Raw genomic sequence first — 21,408 nt, forward strand, 5'->3', positions numbered from 1 at the left:
CTTATTGCAATATTTTGAAAAGATTCATAAACTATATCGCTCATTTTTCAAAATACTTTAGAGTTTTTTATAACTTTTTATCTTTTTCAAGCTGATTGATATTAAGCATAATAAATTTATAGCCAAGATAAATCACCAAAGGCCAAGTTAATAAAAATAAAGCTTCCATCTTCTCTCCTTAATAAGCGTGTGCGTCGTTTGCGATTTCTTCCTTAGTAATTTTAACTTTATCCATCGCATTCCACACATAAGCAATATAAGCTAAAACAAAAGGCACAAATAAAGATACATAGGCCATAACACTAAGAGTATAATAGCTCGAGCTAGCATTTTTTATCGTAAGAGAACTTTGCAAATCACTAAGACTTGGGTAAAAGGCACTTTCTCCCAAACCCACACTTAAAAATAAAGCAAAAACAGCTAAAATAGTGCCAACACCTAAAGTCCAAATAGCTTTCGTGCATTTTTTAGCTCCTTGCACCATACCCAAAAGCACCAAAACAACACCCAGAACCAAAATAACCGCAAAAATAGGGTAAGAAAGAAAATTTTGCAAATAAACATTCGCCTTCAAACTTACCACACCACCATCACCAACAAAAAACCCATCTTTAAAGCAAATCCACCCTAAAAAACCCAAGAAAAAAGGTAAAAACAAAAGACTATTAAATTTAAGTTTAGCAATACACTTAGCCTTAATAGCTTCATCACTTATATTATTCATAAAATACGCCGCACCCAAAATTCGGCTTAAAAAAATTAAAGCAAAACCTAAAAGATAATTGTAAGGATTAAGCAAAAGTTCAAGCCCTCGCAAAGGGTGTTGCCACTGAACAAAATTTTGTGAATTTAAAGAAAAATGTGAGCCACTAAAAAAACTACTCACCGCAACTCCTATTAAAAATACGCCCAAAAATCCGTTGATTTTAAGGAAAATTTCATAAGTTTTCGAACCAAAGACATTATTTTCTTTCGAGCGGTATTCATAACTTACCGCTTGAAGTATAAAGCAAAGCAAAATAGCAAGCCAAGCCCAATAAGCCCCCCCAAAACTAGTCGAATAAAAAAGTGGAAACGCCGCAAAAGCCGCTCCACCAAAAAGCACTAAAGTTGTAAAACCAAGCTCCCATTTACGCCCTAAAGAATTTACAAGCATCGTTTTCTCTAAGGCGTTACTTGAAAGCTCGTCCATCAAAGTCTGCCCCCCTTGAACGAAAAACATAAATACCAAAAGTCCCCCCAAAAGACTTAAAACAACCCACCAATAAATTTGCAAGGCTTCAAGTTCTAAACCAAAAAACATTATCTAGCCTCCTTTTCGTGAAAACCTTTTTTAATCTGCGTTAGCATAATCTTAATCTCAGCCAAAAGTAAAGCTGTAAAAAGCACAGCAAAAATCCAAAAAGAAATTTGCACATTAAGCTTTCCAAGCTCTGTGGCAGCGATTCCAACAGGCATTAAATCCTGTATCGCCCAAGGCTGACGCCCTACCTCAGCCACTATCCACCCCGCTTCAGCGGCAACATAACCAAGCGGTATGCAAAAGATACAAAACCATAAAATTTTGCGAAATCTCTCAATATCATTTGCCATAGTTAAATAAAGCGTTACAATGAAAAGCACGAAAAATAAGCTTCCAAGCCCAACCATTATATGAAAACTATAAAAAGTCAAAGCGATAGGCGGCACAGCATCTTCTGGCTTCTCTAGGTAACCATAACCAAAATCCTTAAAATGACTTTCAAGCGAAGCTTTGCTTGTTTGCATTAAGCTCGTGTTGTTATTTTCTTTAGCATTTTGATAATTTTTTAACGCCTCTATGGCTATCTTACCTCTATCGATACGATTTTGCAAAGGCTCTATACCTTTTTCTGTGTTACCATAAACTATGTCTTCAATGCCCGGCACAAAAGAATTTGGATCTCGATTTCCCAAAATAGAAAGTGCATAAGGTATAGTCAAATCAAACAAAAATACGCTTTCATTATCATCTAGCTCTTTCTTAGGATTCAATACACCAAAAGCAACGATACCCGCTCTATGCTCCCCTTCATAAATTCCCTCCATAGCTGCGAGTTTCATAGGCTGAGTTTGCGTTACCCTATAAGCACTCTCATCTCCGCTAAAAAATAAAAACACCGAGCAAATTAAACCAAAACTAGCACCCACCACCAAAGACTTTTTCGCCTCTATAATATGTCTTTTTTTAAGTAAAAACCACGCCGAAATTCCCATCACAAAAAGTGCAGAAATCACATAACCGCTTCCTATAGTGTGTAAAAATTTCGATACAGCCACAGGGGAAAGAGCGACTTCAAAAAAACTTTGCATTTCACTTCTTGCTGTATCTGGATTAAACGCCATACCGACAGGATACTGCATCCAGCCATTAGCAACCAAAATCCAAAACGCAGATAGATTTGAGCCTATCGCCACACACCAAGTTGAAATGAGATGAAATTTCTTAGAAACCTTATCCCAGCCAAAAAACATCACAGCAAAAAATGTCGCCTCGAGGAAAAAGGCAAAAATACCCTCCACAGCCAAAGGTGCACCAAAAATATCACCCACAAACCAGCTATAATTCGCCCAGTTTGTGCCAAATTCGAATTCCATTATAATGCCAGTAGCTACGCCTATAGCAAAATTAATGGCAAATAAAGAAAGCCAAAATTTAGTGATATTTTTCCAACGCTCACTACCCGTTTTTACATAAATGGTTTCCATTATCGCAATGATAAAAGAAAGTCCTAAAGTAAGCGGCACAAATAAAAAGTGGTAAAGTGCCGTTAGGGCAAATTGCGCTCTAGACCAATCTACACTACTAAGTTCGCTCATTGATTTTCCTTTGAGATGAGATTTTGCATAACGAAATTTGTTTTACTTGCATCGTCTTTATAAAGGCTTTTAAAATTCACATCAAAAACAAAAAGTTTAAGAACGATGAGAATAATAAAAAGCTTTATAAAGATAATTTTCCAAAGAGTTTTGCCTAAGGTTAAATTTTTAAAACCATCCTTGTAGAAGTCAAAAATTTTAAAAACAAAACGCAAAGCCATCAAACCTTCCTTAACAAATCTTGAAACAAGTTTGGGATTTTATCTAATTTTATGTTATGATAGACTTAAAATTAAAAATTAAGAGAGGTTTTTATGCGAAAAATTGGAATTTTACTATTCGTTTTACTCGCGTTAAGTGCTTGTGGAACAAAAGAAATTAACCCGCTCGGCTCTTCTTTTGGAGCTAAAGATGATGGCGACCCTTTAAAACTTGGAGCAAATCCCACTTTTCCAGCAAAGCAAAAAACGCCTAGTCTCATTGATGGAAGTGATTTGGTCCCACAAACTAGTGTCGTCCCTCTGCCAAGACCGATTTTGGGTTCTTCAGCAGATAGTCCTTTGACAAGTGATTTTATGAGCATTCTAGGACCTAGTGGAGCAGCTTTGACCGTGTGGGCTTTAGCACAAGGGAATTGGATTTGGGGCTACACTTTACTTGATAGCAAAAGTTTTGGAGACGCAAGAGTATGGCAACTTCTTATAAGGCCGGACAATATTGTTTTGATTAAAAATGCCAAAACGCTCACTTGTCTCAATGCTTATAGAAATGGTATAGTGCATTTTTCCTGCGATGTAACTAATCCTGCACAGCTTTGGAAGCTCAAGCCTATGGATAATGGGGCGGTTCAAATTGAAAATATCGCGACAAAAAAATGTATCCAAGCACCGATTAGTAATCCTTTGGGAGATTTTAAGGTTTTTAGCATTTTTATCACAGAATGCCAAACAAAACAAAATTTAGACCAGCAATGGTATCTTACCACCCCACCTTTTAACGCGCAACCTCTATATAGGGAGAAATGATGAAAAAAACTATTGCTTTTTTATGTTTAACACTCAGTTTTCTTTGGGCGGATTTAGAAAAATATAATGTTGGGACTTGGAATTTGCAAGGCTCATCTGCTGCAAGTGAAAGCAAATGGAATGTAAGCATTAGGCAGCTTATAACAGGCGATAATGCTTTAGATGTTTTGATGGTGCAAGAAGCGGGTGTTTTGCCTAATTCTGCAACGATGACTGAAAGAATGGTGCAGCCCGGAGGAATTCCCATCCACGAATACATTTGGAATTTAGGCTCAAATTCGCGTCCTAATTCTGTGTATATTTATTATTCTCGAATTGATGTAGGTGCTAACCGTGTCAATTTAGCCATAGTTAGTCGCGTTCAAGCCGATGAAGTTTTTGTTTTACCGCCCCCTACCACAGCCTCGCGTCCAATCATTGGCATACGCATAGGAAACGATGCTTTCTTTTCCATTCACGCTCTTGCTAGGGGAGGTAATGATGCTGGAGCTATCATCACGGCGGTAGATAATTTTTTTAGAAATCGTCCTGAAATTAATTGGATGATAGCTGGAGATTTCAACCGCTCACCTGATACCCTATTAAGACTTGTCGATTTTGATGTGGCAAACCATATCAATGTCGTCTTTCCCTCAAGCTTCACGCAAATTAGTGGAGGCACACTTGATTATGCCGTTACGGGAAATTCTAATAGAAAAAGAACTTATGTCGCACCGCTTTTAAGTGCGATTTTGATGTTGGCAAATTTAAGAACTCACTTAGTTTCCGACCATTTTCCTGTTAATTTTAGAAAATTCTAAGGAGAAAAAATGAAAAAAATTTTAATATCAATTTTATTTTCCATCAATCTCATTTTTGCACAAAATCCTAGTGAGGGGGATTTAGAAAATTTTACGCAAATTTTTTCTTTACGCAGTTTGGAAAATGGCATTATCTTAAGCGTATTTAGAGATAGCAAGGAACTTTTACATCAAAATTGGAAGTTAAGAGAGCTTGTTTTAAGTCCTGAGCTTAAAGCAAAGGATAAAATGGCAAATAAGGTGCCTTTTGGTTATGTGCAATTTGTAACACCTACGCAAGATGATACCTGTATGGCGATACTACCGAATGGATTTTTTGGGGCGAAGTCTTGTTCGAAAGATTTAGAGGAGGGAGCTTTAGAAACAGTTTTTTCCATTATGCCAACTACAACCTCAGCCGTGCAAATTCGCTCTTTAGTTTTAAATTCTAATGAATGTATCGGCACTTTTTTTAATCCCAATGTTCCCATAGAAAAGCGTTTTGGACTAAAGCGTTGCACATTTGACCCATTTTCTGTAATTTTACCGGAAGATTTGATGATACTTACCCCTCCCTTATTTAAGGCGAATGTTTTATAAGAGTTCTTAATGAACTCTTATAAAACATAGGCTAAAATTTTGACGCCCAAGCACTTTTTTAACTTCTTTAGAATTACGAAAGTCCTCTTTTATGGTAATAAAAAGCCACCACAAGCAAAAGTAAAGTCCATAAAGCAAACTGCCACGCAAAACCTAAGGCTAACAAAAGAGGGGTTGTAAGTATGGGACTTAAAAACTGCCCTAAAAACATAGCACTAGCAAGTCCCCCATAAGCTCTAGCACGCACTTCTTGCGTGGTCTTTGTGAAAAGATAAGCGTTATTGTTTGTGATGATAAGCCCTCCAGAAGCTCCAAAAATAAAAAGCGTTATTAAAGCCATCCTAAAATCTTGCACCAAAGCGACAAGTAAGAAACCAAAAGCCTCTAAAATCACAGCCAAAACGAAAATTTGCTTTATGCTCAAAAGCTTTTTTAAATCCTCATAAAAATACGCAGAAAAAGCATAAGCGAGCGTAACCAAAGCCATAGCAAAGCCTATGTATTTTGCCTCAAGTCCCAAAATATCTTCGATATAATGAGGAAAATGCACCCCCACTAAATAATACATAAACACGCTAAAAAAACCTATAAAATAAGCATTAGCGTAATTTTTGTATTGAGGCTTAACTTTAAAATTTAACTTCTTTTTCTTTTTGCGAGGCTCAAAAAGGTAAAAAAGGCAAAAAATGAAAATCAAAATTCCACTACCATACACATAAAAAGCATAATGCCAAGATAGGCTTACAAGATAGCCCGCTAAAACAGTTAGCACAGCAGAGCCTAAAGCCATTACAAAGCCTTGCAAACTCAAAGCCCTATCACGCCGCTCTATGCTAAAATAATCCCCTATCAAAGCACTCGCCCCTGTGGTAATAAAAGCTCCACTTATACCCAAAACAAAACGGCTTAAAAGCAGGGTATAAATGCTATCACACCAAGCCCCACTTACCCCAGCTAATGTCCAAATGAGCATCATAGGATAGAGCAATTTCAGCTTGACATATTTATCCATCAAAATTCCCGCTAAAGGCGTGAAAAAAATCATAGCTAAAGCAGGTATGGTAAGGCTTAAGCCCGTTAAAAGCTCTATGTGAGGCGTAGAGGCAAATTCCTTAGCGATTTGTGGCAGAGCAGGACTTACTAGCACGGGTCCTAAAAAAGTCATCATTGCTGCGGAAAAAATGGCTAGCTTAAAACCTAGCCTTTCAGTTAAAGTTGCTATTTTACGCTCTAGTTTATTTTGAGCCGTTTGCATCAAAAAGCCTCATCTTTACAAATTTGCAAACTATTCCACCTCCCTCATATCAATCACATAGCGGAATTTTGCTGTGCCATTTGTGAGTTTTTCATAAGCCTCATCGATTTGACTAGGCTTGATAAGCTCGGTTTCAGGGTAAATTTCGTGCTTGAGTGAAAAGTCCATCATTTCCTGTGTTTCTTTAATGCCACCTATCAAAGAGCCATACACCCTTTTACCCGCTTTATAAACAAAATCTTTCACACTAATGCTAGGCATATTATCGTGTGGAGGAAGCCCCACGATAGCAAATTCTCCGCCAAATTTTAATAAATCCAAATACGCACTTGGCTCATAAAAAGTAGGGATAGTGGAGAGGATTAGGTCAAATCTTTCTTTAACTTCATCTGTATTTGTGCTGGTATAAAAGCCGCTTACTCCCATTTTAAACGCTTCTTCTTTTTTCTTTTCATTTCTGGCAAAAACACTTACTTTAGCACCCATTTTTAAAGCATATTTCACTGCCATCACACCAAGCCCACCAAAGCCTGCCACACCGACTTTAAAGCCCTCTTTGACCTTGCTAAATTTCAAAGGACTATAAGTCGTAATGCCCGCACAAAGTAAAGGTGCGACCTTTTCCATAGGGGCATTTTCAGGCACAGTAATAGCGAAATTTTCGCTCACGACTATATTGTTAGAATAGCCTCCGTAGGTATTAACCCCTCCGTGAAAGATGTCTTTGCTATTGTAAGTAAAAATGGTTTGTCCTCTTTCACAAAATTGCTCTTGTGAGATTTTGCACGACTCGCACTCACCACAAGAATTCACCATACAGCCTACCCCAGCATAATCGCCCACTTTAAATTTACTTACCTTTTCACCCACAGCGACCACTTCACCCGCTATCTCGTGTCCTGGAATGCAAGGATAAACCGCCTCGCCCCACTCGCTTCTTGCGGTATGTATATCGCTATGACAAATTCCAGCATAAAGAATTTTGATTAGAATATCTCTTTCTCCAAGAGGATGACGCGTAAAATCAAAAGGCGTAAATTTCGCGTCCTTGCTTAGCATAGCATAGCCCTTTGCAGGGATATTTTCTTTTAAATTTAACATCACTTCTCCTTTGTTAAAATTTGCAAAATTCTAAAGCAAAAGAGTAAATTAAAAGTGCAAAAAAGCACTTTTAAAAAATAAGTTTAAAGACTATATTTCCTCCAAAATAGCCCAACTCGTCCTTATTGAAACTATTTTTATAAAAGCCCTCTAGCCCAAAAATAGAATTTGGAGTGAGGTAAAAATAAGAACCCGTATTGAAAAAGAATTTGTAACGATAAGGGGCTTTATATCTTAAAAGCTCGTTTGTCGTCCCTGCGAGAAAGTGCTGATAATCATCTGTGTTAATAATCGCGCCCTGCAAACCTGTGTTTAATTTTAAATAATTCTTTTCAAAATAAGTGCTAAATTCCACTCCGCCCACTACATCTAAATTATAAGCACTTAAACTTTCGCTTTTTAAAGGCACGGCGTTACCATTTTCGCCTATTTTACTTCTATAATTATAAAAATGCTCCAAACCCACATAAGGCTTAATGTTAAAAGAATCCTGATAGACATAATTGAAAGCAAGTAAATTTTGCATACTAAGCTGATAAAACTCATAATCTCCCGTTGAGTTAAGATTAAAAGCTGGGAAAACGATGGTTCTAGAAGTATCAAAAAGTCCTACACCGAGATAAATTCTATTATTTGTTGAAAGTCTATCATCAAATTCATAGTGCTGAGAAATTCCCACCCCAAATAAATCGCCTTTTGATGAAGTTTTATGATAATCATCCCTTTTATGCAAAGAATTATAACCATAATCTAACTCAAATCTTAACAGATTCCCCTCCACTTCCTTATAATTATTGATATGAAAGCCTAAGGTGTAGCCTTTCCCCTCACCCAAAAAACCTGAGCCAAAAGTGCTTACTTCATAAGAAGAATAATCTTGATTAAAATTTAAAAGCTCTCTATCACGCATTGCGTCCATACTTGCAAAAGGTAAAGAAAGATAGCTCATCCTAATGCCTTTATCTGTATCATCTAAAATTCCACGCATTACATTAGAATTATATGAACTTACCACAAAGAAATTTTTTATCGCTCTATCGTCAATTGCCCTAGCTTGTCTAATCGGCGAAACCCCTATAATATCTCCCAAAGCTAGGCTTCTTAACAAAGCCCTTTCATTAGCACTTCCGCTACCATTTGCAAAGACTAGTTTTTCAAGCTGTTCGATTTGAGCGGGATTGTTTCCCCCTCCGCCGCCGCCCCCACCTCCGCCGCCGCCTGAGCTAGGACAGGTTAAAGTTTGCCCTTGCATACCAACAATGATAGAGCCATCGGGACAGGATAGGGTTTGAGTCATATTAGTCCCACCTGTGATACTAATATCCGTTTTACCGCTAATCGTTCCTGTAATGAGCTGTAAATTTCCTTGCTGATTAATGCCTGTAATATCTGCTTTAATGTCGCCTTGATTATTAAGTCCGCTTCCGCCAACTTCAAGCTTTCCAAAATTTCCACTATTATCTGCCTTAAAGTCAATGGTAGAATCCGCCTTATTTTCCATACCACCTTTTATAACGACACTACCACCATCGATAGATAAACCCGAATTTGTGTTATTTGTGGTATCCTTAAAGCTCTCATTAACAAGCTTTCCATCTATCGTAATGCTTCCTCCCTCATTGACGATTTTACCATTTCCACAAGTTCCCATTTGCGCACAAATATTAGGGTTATTATTACCTCCTTTGAAAAAGCCATTATACACATCGCCTTTGATGTGGATAGTGCCATTTTTATTTGTAACTGTGGCAAGTCCTAGCTCATCACCTAAAACACTCTTGTTTAAACCTTGAATCGTTAAAGAATTCGCGCTAAATGTGCTATTTTCTATCAAAGCATCTTGACTAAAAGTTACTTGCGTCCCAATATCCACAACGGAATTATTTTTCGCGCTGAATTTTCCGGAAGTTGTAAAACTTGCCGTGTTTTTAATCGTCAATTTACTATCGTCTATATTAATATCTCCGTGCGTAGAGAAAGAATTTTTAGCCTTATTTGTGCCTGTAAATATAAGAGAAGATTGATTTGTCAAGCTAATACTTTGCCCAATAAAGCTATCGAAACCTTGAATATCAAAAGTCGCCTCGCTTTGAGTTAGATTATTAAAGTAGATAGGAATGTCTTTATTATGCGTTGTGATACCACCTGTTGGGTCTTGCCGTGTGATTGTGAGAGTGTGCTTACCTGTAATGCTTAAATCATAGCCACCATTACTGCCATTATAATTAAAAGCACACTGCTGCTGATAACACGCGGCTTCGGCTTTATGTGTCTCATCTTGCGTTAGTGTAATGCTAGTGCTTGGAAATTTACTTGTATAATTTGCATAAGAATTTATGGCACAAAAACATATTATCGATAAAGTTTTTTTCATAATAATTATTACCTTTTTAAAAAATTTTGTGAAGCGGATTATACAAAAAAAAAAAAATAAGCCATAAAAATCCTAAAAAATTTTGTTGAATTTTTGGGCTTTAATAAGACTTTTTAAATCTTAAATAAAAAAATTTTAAGCTTTTATTAATAAATGTTAGAAAAAATGGAATTTTAAGAGTAAATCTATAAATAATATTCTATAATTTGAACTTATCATTTAATTTTAAGGAGAGTCGATGCACCCAGGTAATGTGTTGAACTACGACTATACGGTGGCAAAATATTTTATGTTTGCGACCATATTGTTTGGGATTGTAGGTATGGCTATAGGCACACTTATAGCTTTCCAAATGGCATACCCTGATTTAAACAATTTAGCAGGTGAGTATACAACTTTTTCAAGACTTAGACCCCTACACACTTCAGGCGTAATTTTTGGTTTTATGCTTTCGGGGATTTGGGCTACTTGGTATTATATAGGACAGCGTGTTCTTAAAGTCTCTATGGCAGAGTCGGCATTTTTAATGGCTGTTGGAAAGCTACATTTTTGGCTTTATATGATAACTATGGTTATCGCTGTTATCACGCTCTTTATGGGAGTAAGCACTTCTAAAGAGTATGCTGAGCTTGAATGGCCTCTTGATATCCTTGTGGTATTAGTATGGGTTCTTTGGGGTGTGAGTATCTTTGGACTCATAGGGATTAGACGCGAGAAAACTCTTTACATTTCTCTTTGGTATTACATCGCGACTTTCTTGGGCATCGCTATGCTTTATTTGTTTAATAATATGGAAGTGCCAACCTACTTTATCGCTGGACTTGGAGACTGGTGGCATAGTGTTTCTATGTATGCTGGGACAAATGATGCTTTAGTGCAGTGGTGGTATGGACACAATGCCGTTGCTTTCGTCTTCACCGTGGGAATCATCGCTCAAATTTATTATTTCTTACCAAAAGAAAGCGGACAGCCAATTTTCTCTTACAAGCTTTCTTTATTTGCGTTTTGGGGCTTGATGTTTGTTTATCTTTGGGCTGGAGGACACCATTTAATTTATTCCACAGTGCCTGATTGGATGCAAACTATGGGTTCGATTTTTTCCGTTGTTCTTATCTTACCTTCTTGGGGTTCAGCGATTAACATCTTGCTAACAATGAAGGGTGAGTGGAGTCAGTTAAGAGAAAGTCCTCTTATTAAATTTATGATTTTAGCTTCAACTTTCTATATGTTCTCAACTCTTGAAGGTCCTATACTTTCTATTAAGTCAGTGAATGCTCTAGCACACTTTACTGATTGGATTCCAGGGCATGTTCACGATGGCACACTTGGCTGGGTTGGCTTTATGACTATGGCAGCACTTTATCATATGACACCAAGAATGTTTAAAAGAGAGCTTTATAGCAAATCTTTAATGGAGGCACAATTTTGGGTGCAAACGACAGGTATTGTGCTTTACTTCTCATCAATGTGGATAGCAGGGATTACTCAAGGTATGATGTGGAGAGCTACTGATGAATATGGCAGCCTACTTTACACTTTCATCGATACTGTTGAAGTGCTTATGCCTTATTATTGGATAAGAGCGATTGGCGGATTGTTGTATTTAGTTGGATTCTTTATGTTTGTTTATAATATTTATAAATCAATTAGCTGTGGAAAAGTGCTTGACAAAGAGCCAAAAAGCGCTTCACCTATGGCAGCATAAAAGGAGAAATAATGTTTGCTTGGTTAGAGAAAAATCCATTCTTTTTTGCTGTGGCAGTTTTTATTGTAATTGCTTATGCGGGTATTGTCGAAGTTTTACCAAATTTTGCAGATAATGCAAGACCACTTGAGGGCAAAAAACCTTACACCGTTTTAGAACTTGCTGGAAGACAAGTTTATATCAAAGATAGCTGTAATGCTTGCCATTCTCAGCTTATCCGCCCATTTAAGTCCGAAACAGATAGGTATGGTATGTATTCTGTTAGTGGCGAATTTGCTTATGATAGACCATTTCTTTGGGGTTCAAAAAGAACGGGACCAGATTTAGCACGCGTGGGAAATTATAGAACGGCGGACTGGCACGAAAATCATATGCTAGACCCAACTTCTGTTGTGCCTGGTTCTATTATGCCTGCATACAAACATATGTTTAGTAATAATGCCGACATCGAAACAGCCTACGCAGAAGCACTCACAGTGAAAAAAGTTTTCAATGTCCCTTATGATGTAGAAGGACAAACTAAACTTGGCACTTGGGAAGAAGCACAGGCGGAAGTTAAAGCTCAAGCAGAAACTATCATAGAACAAATGAAAAATCAAGAAGTTAAAGATGCTTTTGCTAAGGGAGAAATCAAAGAAATTGTCGCTTTGATAGCTTATCTAAATAGCTTAAAGTAAAAGTATGCAAGACTTAGAGATTTTTTTTGGCGTGATAGGACAGCTTTTAAGCTTTAATTTGTCCGGTATAGAAAAACACGAATGGGAGATTTTTCAAGGCTATGGCTTTTTCTCCCTTGTGGTTTTTTTGGTGGTAGTTTTATATGCGTATTGGTTTCATCTTTATAGAAGCGAGAAAAAGGGCGAAAGAAATTATGAAAAATATGCCGACCTCGCTCTAAATGATGAACTTGGTGACCGTATTTTAGAAAATAAAAGGAGTGCTTAATGCAGTGGTTAAATTTAGAAGATAATATAAATCTTTTGTCTTTGATTGGTGCGATTCTTATTATCTTAATCACACTTGTGGTGATAGCTAGAATGTTCCAACAAATGAAAGAAAAAAAAGATAATGCGGAGCTTAGTGGGCATAACTGGGACGGCATAGGAGAATATAAAAATCCTCTACCTATTGGGTGGGCGGTTGTATTTTTTCTCACTATCGTTTGGGCGATTTGGTATTTTATATGGGGTTATCCTTTAAATTCCTACTCAAGAATAGGCGAGTATAATGAAGAAGTTGCAACCCACGCAGCGAAATTTGAAGAAAAATTTAAAAATCTTTCTGCAGAAGACAAAGTTGCTATGGGTGAGAATTTATTTTTAGTGCAATGCTCACAGTGCCACGGAATTACAGCCGATGGTATCAATGGTAAAGCACAAGACTTAAATCTTTGGGGTTCTGAAGAAGGACTTGTAGATGTCATCACTAAGGGTTCTAAAGGTATGGGATATCCTATGGGAGAAATGTCTCCTGCGACGGATTTAGGCATCGCAGCTGAAGATATCCCAGCCATTGCAGCTTATGTTGCGAAAGAAATTTCTGCGATTAAAAAAACAGCAAATGAGGACTTAGTTGCTAAAGGTAAAGAGGTATTTGCCACTTGTGTAACCTGCCACGGCGAAGATGGCACAGGAGTTATAGGTGGAGAAGTAATGGCGCCAGATTTAACAAAATATGGCTCGGCTGAATTTGTCGTTGAAGTGCTAAATAGAGGTAAAAATGGTGCTATCGGCTCTATGCCTAAGTTTAATAGCGACCTTTTAAGTAATATTCAAAAACAAGCTGTTGGCGAATATATAATTTCTCTTTCAAGGGGTGAATGATGGAAAATACTAATCGATGTGTGTTTTCACTTTCAGGTGTTACAGGAATGCTTATAGCAACAATCTTATTGCTTACGATTTTGGCTGGACTTACGATTTGGGGCATTAAAGCACAGCAAGATGTAATGCAAAAACCTTACAAACTTGAAAATCCGCAAGCAGTTAAAATGATAGGCTCTAAAGAGCAAGAGCATATGATTATAAAGGACGCAAAATGAGCAAAACACTTGAATATTTAATTGTTATCGGCTTAATAGTCAGTGCTGTGGTTACAGCTTGGTCTGTTTTAACCATAAATCATCTTAACATAGGATGAAAAAATTTTTCCAAGATGGCTTTTTAGCCATCTTTTTATCTTTTTTTGCTCCCATTTCTTCTTTTGCTTTGGACGCGGTTATTTATAATGAAAATGTTTTAAGCCAAAAAGTAAGCAGCAAAATCAATCTCATCGGCAAAGAATTATATGAAAAAACAGGCATTTTCCTAGCTCTAGCCGTAGGTGATAAAATCTCACTTGAAAGCTTAACTCAAAAGCAAAAAGATTTACCTCAACCTAGCGTTTTGCTCGTTCTTTCCAAAGAATCGCATAAAGTTGATATAGTAGGCTCTAGCGAAGCTTTAAGCTTTTTTGACAAAGAGGCAGTTTTAAGCCCATATGCTGGCACAGGGACGATACTTCCTATTTTAGCGTCCAAAAAGGGTGATATTTACAATGCGGCTCTTTTAAATGGTTACGCAGATATAGCCGATAGACTTGCAAGGTATTTCAAAATAGAACTTGAAAACTCCATAGGTAACGCCAATAGAGATACGCTAAATATCCTTCGCATTTTACTTTATGGCTTTATTTGCTTTGCTCTGCTTTATTACACCCAAAGAAGAATGAAAAAAAGACACCAAAGCCAAGAGACAAAAAGGAGACGATTTGGATAAAAAGAAAAGTTTTTGGCCCTATGGAATTTTACTATCCATTTTCGCCATAGTTTTAGCTTGCATCGCGACGATTATTTTTGCAAGTCAGTATCCTGTTTATGAAGATGATAGCTTTTTCTTATCTTATCAAGAAGTTAAAGATAATTACGACGAACTTGAAACAAAACAAAATAATTTTGATAAAAATTTTGCCCTAAAACTTGACGATAGGGAGCTTAAAGAGCAAGTCATTGACACAAAACGCGATAAAAAAGCTTATATCCTAAAAGATTCAAACCTTACTCTACTTCTAATCAAACAGCAAAAAGGCAAATTTGACTTTAAAGATGTGAATTTAACAGCCAAGCTTACCAGACCCCACACAAACGAAAATGATGCTTTTTTGCAAGGCGTTGAAGAATATGGAGTGGTAAATGTGCCTATTGTTGGAGCTAAATTTGATACAAAAATTTATTCCTTTATTTTACCACCTCTTGCAAAAGGCAGATGGCAGCTTAAAGTTAAGGCTGAAAACGAAGAAATTTTAGGCTTTAAAAGTTTTGAATTTTTTGTGCAATGAAGCTCTATATTTTTAGCTCTTCGAGAAAGATTAGGGAATATTACGAGAAGTGCAAAAGCTCAAATGCTCTTATAAATCAAGCCATAGGTGTGGCAGAATTTTTAGAAAAAATTTGCTTTGTCAGGGGCTTTAGGGCAAGTGCGTATGAGCGCTTACTCCTAATGCAAAAAGCTTGCAAACAAAGCAAAGATTTAGAAAAAAAGCTTGGAATTTCTACGGAATTTTTTGCTTTTTTAAAAAATAACGAATACCTTTTTTCCTTTTTTAAAGAGCTTGTTTTAGAAAATAAAACAATTAAAGACTTGCAAGATAGTGATTATTACACAAACTATAATGAGCATTTAGAAATTTTAGACTGCGTTTTTCAAAATTATTTAAAACTTTTAAAAGAAGCCACTTTATACGATGAGCTTTCCTTGCCACTTTCTTACACGCTAAATACAGATTTTTTAGACGATTATGGAGAAATCATTTATCATTTAGAGGGCTTTTTAAGTCATTTTGAGCTTTCTTTACTTTTGCAAATTGCAAAATATAAAAAGCTCATTTTTTGCTTTAAAACAAGCAAATTTAATCTTTCTTACCTCAAAGAATTACCATTTTTAAAAGATTTAAACCTAAAAGAAAACTGCTTTTATGAAGTTGATATAAGCAAAAATTGCTTATTAAAAGAAGAAATTTTAAAGCCAAGAAGTGCATTTATTAAGGTGCAGCATTTCGAGCTTAGAAGTTTGCAAGTTGCCTTTGTTTTAGATGAAATTTCAAATTTCATAAGAGCAGGTTTAAAGCCTGAAGATATAGTCATTATCACGCCTGATGAGGACTTTTGTGATTTTTTACGCCTTTTGGATAAAAATAACACTCTAAACTACGCTAACGGTATCAGCATTAAAGAAAGTGTATTTTATCAAAAATTAAAAAGCCTTTACGAGAGTGCAAATTTGGAGGATTTTAATTTTTGTGATTTGAAAGATTATTTTAGCGAAGCACAAAATTTTGATTTACATAATAGTCTTTTGCATTATTTTGAGCTTGATTTTAAAGAATTTAAAGCTAATTTTCATCAAAAATGCGATTTTTTTTATTTTGAAAATTTCATCAAAACACTTTTAAAAAACGAAAAAAGCGAACTTAGTCTTTTTGTGGAAAAAGAGCTTTTTTTCATTAAAAATTTACTTCACAATCAAAATTTAAGCCTTAAAGAGCTTTTGGAGCTTTTCTTTATCCAAATTTCTTCTTTTAAGCAAAGCTATGTTGGTGGCGGAGCTGTTACTGTAATGGGGATTTTGGAAAGCAGGGGGCTTAGTTTTGACGGGGTGATTGTCGTGGATTTTAACGAGGATTTTATCCCTAAAAGAAGCATTAATGAAATGTTTTTAAACGATGAAGTGCGTAAAAAAGCGGGTCTTATCAGCTATGAAAAAAGAGAAAATTTGCAAAGATTTTATTACGAGCAGCTTTTTACAAATGCTAAGAAAATCAGCCTCTCTTATGTGGAAAATGAAGAAAAAAGCAAAAGTCGTTTTTTAGAAGAGCTTGAATTTAAACTTGATTTTACTAAGGAATTTGACCAAAAAGCCTATTTAAACGCTTTAAAGCTAGATTACGAAGCGAAAAAAATCAACCTGAGCCCCATTCCATCACCTCAATTCAAACATAATCTTTTTAGTACTCCACTTTCTTTTTCAAGGCTTAACTTATTTTTACACTCTAAACGCACCTATTTTTACAAATACATTTTAAATTTAAAAGAGCCAAGAGCCTTAGATGAAGGTCAAAAGGCGAAAAATTTAGGCATTTTTATCCATAAAATTTTAGAACTTTACTATCAAAAAAATGAAAACTTTAAGGAACACCTCTTTATACCCTTGCTTGAAGATGAGGCTAAAAAGGCAAACATCAATTCACTTGACTTAGAGCTTTTAAAGCTTAAATTTAAGCATTTTGCCAAGAGTGAGGAAAAGCATTTTAAAGAGGGCTATAAGGTTAAATTCTTAGAACTTGAGCTTAATAAAAACATTAATATTAAAGGGCGAGAAATCAAACTCACAGGCAAAATTGACCGCATTGATGAAAATAAGCTTTTAGAAAAGATGATTTTAGATTATAAAAATGGAAAAATTAGCGAAAAATCCTATCAACTTGCCTTTTATAAGCTTTTATATGATGAAAAAGCGGCGGCGTTTTTTTATGATTTAAATGATTTTGAACTAAAAGAGGGTGAAAAGCACAAAAATGTCGAAGAGCTAAAAGAGCTTTTGGGTGAGCTTTTGGGTGAAGAAGAAGTGCTTTTTGAAAATGAAAAAAATGATTGTTGTCCTTACAGACTTCTTTACGAAAAGGATTTAAAATGAGTGGATTTAAGCCCTTTTTAGCCTTGGAGGCGAGTGCTGGCAGTGGGAAAACTTTTGCTTTAAGTGTGCGTTTTGTCGCTCTCATCTTAAAAGGTGCTAAAATCAACGAAATCCTAGCCATAACTTTCACTAAAAAAGCTACCAATGAAATGCAAAAAAGAGTGGTTGAAAGCTTTTTAAATTTTGAAAAAAAAGAAGCGGAGTTAAAAGAGCTTTGCAGACTTTTAGGGAAAAATAAAGATGAACTCATTGCTTTAAGGGACACTAGAAAAGAAGAGTTTTTAAGACAAAAATTAAGAATTTATACTTTCGATTCTTTATTTTCTCAAATTTTACGCGCTTTTGCTTTAAATTTGGGCTTGATGAGCGATTTTAGTATAAAAGAAAACCCAGACGACATTAGGGCGATTTTTTTTAAACTACTTTCACGCGAAGAACTTAAAGATTTAGCAAAATACATTTTTGAAATTGACAAAAAAGAAGATTTTTTCAAAGAGCTTGAAAATCTTTATCAAAACGCTTATTTTAAAGAACTTCCCCTGCCAAATTTCCCAGATATATCAAAGCTTGAAGAGGCTTATTTGGATTTAAGAAAATATTGCTTAAGCCTTAATGACAAAAAACTAAGTGCGAATTTTAAAAGTGAAAAATTAGACTTAAAAAGCTTTTTAGGTAGCACTTTTATGAAAAAATTTGAAACGACAAAATACTTGCAAGATTTCGCAAACGAAGATGAAAAATTGTGTCTAAAAAGAGAGCATTTTCTACACCTTTCAAACCTCTACGCCATAGAATTTGAAAACTTTAAAATAGCAAAATTAATGCGACTTTTAGAGCTTTTTACAAAGGCTAAAAATCACCTACATAAAGAAAAAAATGCCTTAAGCTTTAGCGATGCAAGCCGCAGGGTTTTAGAACTCATCAAAAGCGATTTAAAAGAGATGATTTATTTTCGCCTTGATGGACGCATTAGTCATCTTTTGATTGATGAATTTCAAGATACGAGCGTGGTGCAGTATGAGATTTTAAAGCCCATTATCACCGAGCTTGTAAGCGGAGAGGGTGTGAAAAAAGAGCGGAGTTTTTTTTATGTGGGGGACAAAAAGCAAAGCATTTACCGCTTTAGAAAGAGCAAAAAAGAGCTTTTTGACCTACTTAGAAATACCTTTAGCCAGATTGAAAAAGAAAGTCTAGACACAAATTACCGCTCTTTAGAAAGGCTGGTGGAATTTGTCAATTTGCATTTTAAAGATAAATTTGAAAATTTCACGCCACAAAAGGTCTTAGAACAAAATCAAAACAAAGGCTTCGTGCGTGTGGTGCAAAGCGAAGAAGAAAAAAAACGAAAGCAAGGCGAAGAAATCAAGAAAAAAGCCTTAGAAGCTTTAAAAAACGAGCTTGATTTCTTAGTGCAAAGGGGCGTATTACACGAAAAAATTTGCATCTTATGCTGGACAAATAATGACGCAGATAGAATTTTAGATTTCTTAAAAAAGCACAAAATCCCCGCTTTCACCGAAAGTAATATTTTACTTGAAAATAAAGCCAGTGTAAGGGCGGTGCTTGAATTTGCCAAATACTGCCTTTTTGGCGATGAATTTTATCTTCATTTTATCAAAGAGCTTTTAGGCTTTGAGCCTACAAAACTTAAGCTTGATTTAGCAAAAAGTAGTGAGCAAAATGTCCTTTACCTCATCAAAAATTTAAAGCTAAATTTAGCCGATACAGCCTTATTACAATTTTTAGAATATGCCAAGCAAAAAAGCAATTTTATGGAGCTTTTATTTACCCCCTGCCCTGAAAAAATCTTAAGTGAGCAAAGCTTTGGAGTGAGCATTATGACCGTGCATAAGTCTAAGGGCTTGGAATTTGACAATGTCATTTTACTTGATAAACTCTCAAAAGCCCCAAATGAAAGCGATAATATCTTGCTAGAATACGACATTGCCAAAGGTTGGCAAATAAAGCTTAAAGATAAAATCCGCGAACTCACAAATGATAGCCTCCATCTTGCTTTTTTGCAAGACATAAAAAAAGAAGAAATTGAAGATGAGATTAACCAGCTTTATGTCGCTTTCACAAGGGCTAAAAAAGCCCTCATCATCATCAAAAAAAACCCAGAATTTGTAAATGGAAGTTATCCAAGCTATTTTAACGGCGGAGCTTATTTAAATTTAGAGTGTTGCGAAATCGGCGCAATTGAGAGCGAAAGCACACAGCTTAAAGACGAAGAACAAAAGCTTCAAAATGCTTTAAAAGAATTTGTTAAAGTCCCACTTCAAAGCGTTTTAAAAAACGAAACGCAAAATGAATTTCACTTTGGAAATGCCTTTCACTTTTGTATGCAAAGCTTAAAGCTCCCACACGGAGAAAATTTAGAAAGCGTCAAGCAAAAGACAAGGGATAAATTCCGCCATTTTTTAAATGAAAACGAGTTTGAAGTGCTTTTTAAAAGGATAGAAAATTTATTACAAAATGAAGAATTTAAAGCCCTACTAAAAAACAAAACGCTTTTAAAAGAACAGAGCTTGAGCTTTAATAATGAATTAAAAAGGCTCGATTTACTCGCTTTAGATGAAAATGAAGCCGTGATTATTGATTATAAAACAGGTGAATTTAATACTAAAAATACCGAGCAAATCACGCTTTACAAACAAGCCATTAAAGAAATTTTAAATAAGCAAAACACAAAGGCTTTTTTGGTATATTGCCTAGAAAATGAGACTCAAATTTTGGAGCAAAAATGAAGCAGTATATTTACATCGCACAGGGAAGTTTAGAGCCTAGCAAATGCAAAATAGGCATTACAAACGATTTAAATCGCCGCTTGAAAGAATACAACTCCATTACGGGAATTTCAGCTGAAAATTCTTATTCTTATCTTTTTGCCGCCGAGGTGAATGATATGAGAGCCTTAGAGCAAGATATTAAAAATAATTTTTCTCACCTAAGAGAACAAAAAAGCCGAGAAATTTATTTTTATAATCCAAGCTTATTTGATATGTATATTGATTTCATACAATCAAGCGAACATTTTCTTAAAAAAGTTCTTTTTAAAGAGCCTAAAAAGCCTAATATCGTAAAGCCAAAAGCAGTGCCAAGTATGAAAGAAAGAGGTGTTACTAGAAAGACTTTGCTAGATAAGGCGATGAGAGTAAAAGACGATGAATTTTATACGCGTATGGAGGATGTGGAGAAAGAACTCTCAATGTATCCAGCTAAAATTTGGAAAGATAAAGTCGTCTTTTGCAACTGCGATGATGCCATAGGAGTTAAAAGAGACTACACTGACTCTTCTGCTTTTGCCTTGTATTTCTTAAAGCATTTCTTTCGTCTTAAGCTTAAAAAACTCATTTGCACCCATTATGGTGGTAAAGTGGATTTGTTTAACGCGGGGACAAAAGGCTATATTTTCACTAAAGAAGGAGTAAGTGAAATCGTAGAAACACCAAAGGACTATACGGGGAGTTTTGACTCTGAGCTTTCTCTTAAAATTCTCAATGAGGAAGCTAACATCGTTTGCACCAATCCGCCTTTTTCAAGGGCTGTGGAGTATTGGGATATTTTAATTAAAAGCAAAAAGAAATTTATCATTGTTTCAAACATTACAAACTGCATTAACACGGGCTTTATTTCACACTTTGCCGATAAAAAAGCTTGGGCAGGGTATAATCGCGTTGATAAATATCTAAATCCCAAAAGGATAGAAGTACAAGCGGCGGGGCATTTTTTCACCAATTTTCCTATTAAAGACCGCCCTAAAATCAAGCATTTAAAATTCACACCCCTAGATGAAATCCCTGATGTGTATCAAAGATATGATGATAGCGGTACACTTTTAGTGGATAATAGCTATATACCAAATGATTATGATAGACCTTTTGCTGTTTCTACAAGGCAAATTTTAAACGGTGTGCTTGAGTGTGGATACGAAATAATTTATAAAAGAAAATATGTGCCATATATCGATGGAAAAGAAAAATTCGCCAGAGTACTTATCCAAAAATCAAAAACTAAGCTTTAAAAAAGCTTAAATTAAGTTAAATTAAAGAAAATATTATT

The 21,408-nt window shown here is 35.6% G+C and carries 20 protein-coding genes; 14 read left to right on the top strand and 6 right to left on the bottom strand.

Annotated elements, in window-relative coordinates; genetic code table 11:
* Positions 1-178: 178 nt before the first annotated feature.
* From cydB to CHELV3228_RS08635, 3 genes are read right to left on the bottom strand one after another with little or no spacing between them, the layout of a single operon-like run.
* Positions 179-1,303, bottom strand: coding sequence for a cytochrome d ubiquinol oxidase subunit II (cydB, locus tag CHELV3228_RS08625; protein WP_082200597.1), 1,125 nt, complete (start codon positions 1,301-1,303; stop codon positions 179-181).
* Positions 1,303-2,838: a cytochrome ubiquinol oxidase subunit I gene (locus CHELV3228_RS08630; RefSeq protein WP_082200598.1), complete on the bottom strand. Its 1,536-nt coding sequence runs from the start codon at positions 2,836-2,838 to the stop codon at positions 1,303-1,305. Before CHELV3228_RS08630 ends, cydB begins: the two co-directional genes overlap by 1 nt.
* Complete coding sequence (locus CHELV3228_RS08635) at positions 2,835-3,059, bottom strand: DUF4492 domain-containing protein (RefSeq protein WP_082200599.1); 225 nt, start codon at positions 3,057-3,059, stop codon at positions 2,835-2,837. The genes CHELV3228_RS08630 and CHELV3228_RS08635 overlap by 4 nt, the downstream gene beginning before the upstream one ends.
* Before the next feature lie 93 nt (positions 3,060-3,152).
* Between CHELV3228_RS08635 and CHELV3228_RS08640 the strand changes: the two genes are divergently transcribed.
* The 3 genes from CHELV3228_RS08640 to CHELV3228_RS08650 are packed head-to-tail and all read left to right on the top strand — an operon-like array spanning position 3,153 to position 5,242.
* Positions 3,153-3,863 (top strand): RICIN domain-containing protein, encoded by a 711-nt coding sequence (locus CHELV3228_RS08640; protein WP_082200600.1) that lies wholly within the window; start codon positions 3,153-3,155, stop codon positions 3,861-3,863.
* Positions 3,863-4,663: a cytolethal distending toxin subunit B family protein gene (locus CHELV3228_RS08645; protein WP_082200601.1), complete on the top strand. Its 801-nt coding sequence runs from the start codon at positions 3,863-3,865 to the stop codon at positions 4,661-4,663. The genes CHELV3228_RS08640 and CHELV3228_RS08645 overlap by 1 nt, the downstream gene beginning before the upstream one ends.
* 9 nt (positions 4,664-4,672) lie before the next feature.
* Positions 4,673-5,242, top strand: a complete 570-nt coding sequence (locus CHELV3228_RS08650) for an RICIN domain-containing protein (protein ID WP_082200602.1) — start codon at positions 4,673-4,675, stop codon at positions 5,240-5,242.
* A 73-nt stretch (positions 5,243-5,315) separates the two neighbouring features.
* On the opposite strand, the gene CHELV3228_RS08655 is transcribed toward CHELV3228_RS08650, so the two are convergent.
* From CHELV3228_RS08655 to CHELV3228_RS08665, 3 genes are all read right to left on the bottom strand, one after another.
* Complete coding sequence (locus CHELV3228_RS08655) at positions 5,316-6,497, bottom strand: MFS transporter (RefSeq protein ID WP_082200603.1); 1,182 nt, start codon at positions 6,495-6,497, stop codon at positions 5,316-5,318.
* Positions 6,498-6,527: 30 nt separating this feature from the next.
* Positions 6,528-7,598 (bottom strand): NAD(P)-dependent alcohol dehydrogenase, encoded by a 1,071-nt coding sequence (locus CHELV3228_RS08660; RefSeq protein WP_082200604.1) that lies wholly within the window; start codon positions 7,596-7,598, stop codon positions 6,528-6,530.
* A 70-nt stretch (positions 7,599-7,668) separates the two neighbouring features.
* Positions 7,669-9,972, bottom strand: coding sequence for an autotransporter outer membrane beta-barrel domain-containing protein (locus CHELV3228_RS08665; protein ID WP_082200605.1), 2,304 nt, complete (start codon positions 9,970-9,972; stop codon positions 7,669-7,671).
* Positions 9,973-10,210: 238 nt separating this feature from the next.
* On the opposite strand from CHELV3228_RS08665, the gene ccoN reads away from it, so the two are divergent.
* From ccoN to CHELV3228_RS08715, 11 genes are read left to right on the top strand one after another with little or no spacing between them, the layout of a single operon-like run.
* Complete coding sequence (gene ccoN / locus CHELV3228_RS08670; RefSeq protein ID WP_082200606.1) at positions 10,211-11,677, top strand: cytochrome-c oxidase, cbb3-type subunit I; 1,467 nt, start codon at positions 10,211-10,213, stop codon at positions 11,675-11,677.
* A gap of 11 nt (positions 11,678-11,688) precedes the next feature.
* A complete protein-coding gene (ccoO, locus tag CHELV3228_RS08675; RefSeq protein WP_082200607.1) occupies positions 11,689-12,354 on the top strand; it encodes a cytochrome-c oxidase, cbb3-type subunit II in 666 nt (221 codons plus the stop codon).
* 4 nt (positions 12,355-12,358) lie between these two features.
* The gene (locus CHELV3228_RS08680) at positions 12,359-12,622 is read left to right on the top strand and encodes a cytochrome c oxidase, cbb3-type, CcoQ subunit (protein WP_082200608.1); all 264 of its coding nucleotides are present in this window, start codon (positions 12,359-12,361) and stop codon (positions 12,620-12,622) included.
* On the top strand, positions 12,622-13,500 hold the full coding sequence (gene ccoP, locus CHELV3228_RS08685) for a cytochrome-c oxidase, cbb3-type subunit III (RefSeq protein ID WP_082200609.1): 879 nt from the start codon (positions 12,622-12,624) through the stop codon (positions 13,498-13,500). The genes CHELV3228_RS08680 and ccoP overlap by 1 nt, the downstream gene beginning before the upstream one ends.
* Entirely contained in the window at positions 13,497-13,718 is a 222-nt protein-coding gene (locus CHELV3228_RS08690; RefSeq protein WP_115588780.1) for a DUF4006 family protein, read from the top strand. Before ccoP ends, CHELV3228_RS08690 begins: the two co-directional genes overlap by 4 nt.
* Positions 13,715-13,816, top strand: a complete 102-nt coding sequence (locus tag CHELV3228_RS10110; protein ID WP_115588781.1) for a hypothetical protein — start codon at positions 13,715-13,717, stop codon at positions 13,814-13,816. Before CHELV3228_RS08690 ends, CHELV3228_RS10110 begins: the two co-directional genes overlap by 4 nt.
* Complete coding sequence (locus CHELV3228_RS08695) at positions 13,813-14,433, top strand: hypothetical protein (protein WP_082200611.1); 621 nt, start codon at positions 13,813-13,815, stop codon at positions 14,431-14,433. The genes CHELV3228_RS10110 and CHELV3228_RS08695 overlap by 4 nt, the downstream gene beginning before the upstream one ends.
* Entirely contained in the window at positions 14,426-14,992 is a 567-nt protein-coding gene (locus CHELV3228_RS08700) for a hypothetical protein (RefSeq protein WP_082200612.1), read from the top strand. The genes CHELV3228_RS08695 and CHELV3228_RS08700 overlap by 8 nt, the downstream gene beginning before the upstream one ends.
* Entirely contained in the window at positions 14,989-17,346 is a 2,358-nt protein-coding gene (locus CHELV3228_RS08705; RefSeq protein WP_082200613.1) for a PD-(D/E)XK nuclease family protein, read from the top strand. Before CHELV3228_RS08700 ends, CHELV3228_RS08705 begins: the two co-directional genes overlap by 4 nt.
* Complete coding sequence (locus CHELV3228_RS08710) at positions 17,343-20,093, top strand: RecB-like helicase (protein ID WP_082200614.1); 2,751 nt, start codon at positions 17,343-17,345, stop codon at positions 20,091-20,093. Before CHELV3228_RS08705 ends, CHELV3228_RS08710 begins: the two co-directional genes overlap by 4 nt.
* Entirely contained in the window at positions 20,090-21,370 is a 1,281-nt protein-coding gene (locus CHELV3228_RS08715) for an adenine-specific methyltransferase EcoRI family protein (RefSeq protein WP_082200615.1), read from the top strand. Before CHELV3228_RS08710 ends, CHELV3228_RS08715 begins: the two co-directional genes overlap by 4 nt.
* Positions 21,371-21,408 lie beyond the last annotated feature (38 nt).

It is taken from the genome of Campylobacter helveticus (genome assembly GCF_002080395.1).
In the GTDB taxonomy this organism is placed as follows: Bacteria; Campylobacterota; Campylobacteria; order Campylobacterales; family Campylobacteraceae; genus Campylobacter_D; species Campylobacter_D helveticus.

Excerpts from the sequence above, each read along its gene's own strand:
- CHELV3228_RS08655 (WP_082200603.1), bottom strand. The coding sequence starts at position 6,497 with ATGCAAACGGCTCAAAATAAACTAGAGCGTAAAATAGCAACTTTAACT.
- CHELV3228_RS08645 (WP_082200601.1), top strand. The coding sequence starts at position 3,863 with ATGAAAAAAACTATTGCTTTTTTATGTTTAACACTCAGTTTTCTTTGG.
- CHELV3228_RS08660 (WP_082200604.1), bottom strand. The coding sequence starts at position 7,598 with ATGTTAAATTTAAAAGAAAATATCCCTGCAAAGGGCTATGCTATGCTA.
- cydB (WP_082200597.1), bottom strand. The coding sequence starts at position 1,303 with ATGTTTTTTGGTTTAGAACTTGAAGCCTTGCAAATTTATTGGTGGGTT.
- CHELV3228_RS08710 (WP_082200614.1), top strand. The coding sequence starts at position 17,343 with ATGAGTGGATTTAAGCCCTTTTTAGCCTTGGAGGCGAGTGCTGGCAGT.
- ccoO (WP_082200607.1), top strand. The coding sequence starts at position 11,689 with ATGTTTGCTTGGTTAGAGAAAAATCCATTCTTTTTTGCTGTGGCAGTT.
- ccoN (WP_082200606.1), top strand. The coding sequence starts at position 10,211 with ATGCACCCAGGTAATGTGTTGAACTACGACTATACGGTGGCAAAATAT.
- CHELV3228_RS10110 (WP_115588781.1), top strand. The coding sequence starts at position 13,715 with ATGAGCAAAACACTTGAATATTTAATTGTTATCGGCTTAATAGTCAGT.
- CHELV3228_RS08635 (WP_082200599.1), bottom strand. The coding sequence starts at position 3,059 with ATGGCTTTGCGTTTTGTTTTTAAAATTTTTGACTTCTACAAGGATGGT.
- CHELV3228_RS08630 (WP_082200598.1), bottom strand. The coding sequence starts at position 2,838 with ATGAGCGAACTTAGTAGTGTAGATTGGTCTAGAGCGCAATTTGCCCTA.
- CHELV3228_RS08690 (WP_115588780.1), top strand. The coding sequence starts at position 13,497 with ATGATGGAAAATACTAATCGATGTGTGTTTTCACTTTCAGGTGTTACA.
- CHELV3228_RS08705 (WP_082200613.1), top strand. The coding sequence starts at position 14,989 with ATGAAGCTCTATATTTTTAGCTCTTCGAGAAAGATTAGGGAATATTAC.
- CHELV3228_RS08640 (WP_082200600.1), top strand. The coding sequence starts at position 3,153 with ATGCGAAAAATTGGAATTTTACTATTCGTTTTACTCGCGTTAAGTGCT.
- CHELV3228_RS08680 (WP_082200608.1), top strand. The coding sequence starts at position 12,359 with ATGCAAGACTTAGAGATTTTTTTTGGCGTGATAGGACAGCTTTTAAGC.
- CHELV3228_RS08665 (WP_082200605.1), bottom strand. The coding sequence starts at position 9,972 with ATGAAAAAAACTTTATCGATAATATGTTTTTGTGCCATAAATTCTTAT.
- CHELV3228_RS08715 (WP_082200615.1), top strand. The coding sequence starts at position 20,090 with ATGAAGCAGTATATTTACATCGCACAGGGAAGTTTAGAGCCTAGCAAA.
- CHELV3228_RS08650 (WP_082200602.1), top strand. The coding sequence starts at position 4,673 with ATGAAAAAAATTTTAATATCAATTTTATTTTCCATCAATCTCATTTTT.
- ccoP (WP_082200609.1), top strand. The coding sequence starts at position 12,622 with ATGCAGTGGTTAAATTTAGAAGATAATATAAATCTTTTGTCTTTGATT.
- CHELV3228_RS08695 (WP_082200611.1), top strand. The coding sequence starts at position 13,813 with ATGAAAAAATTTTTCCAAGATGGCTTTTTAGCCATCTTTTTATCTTTT.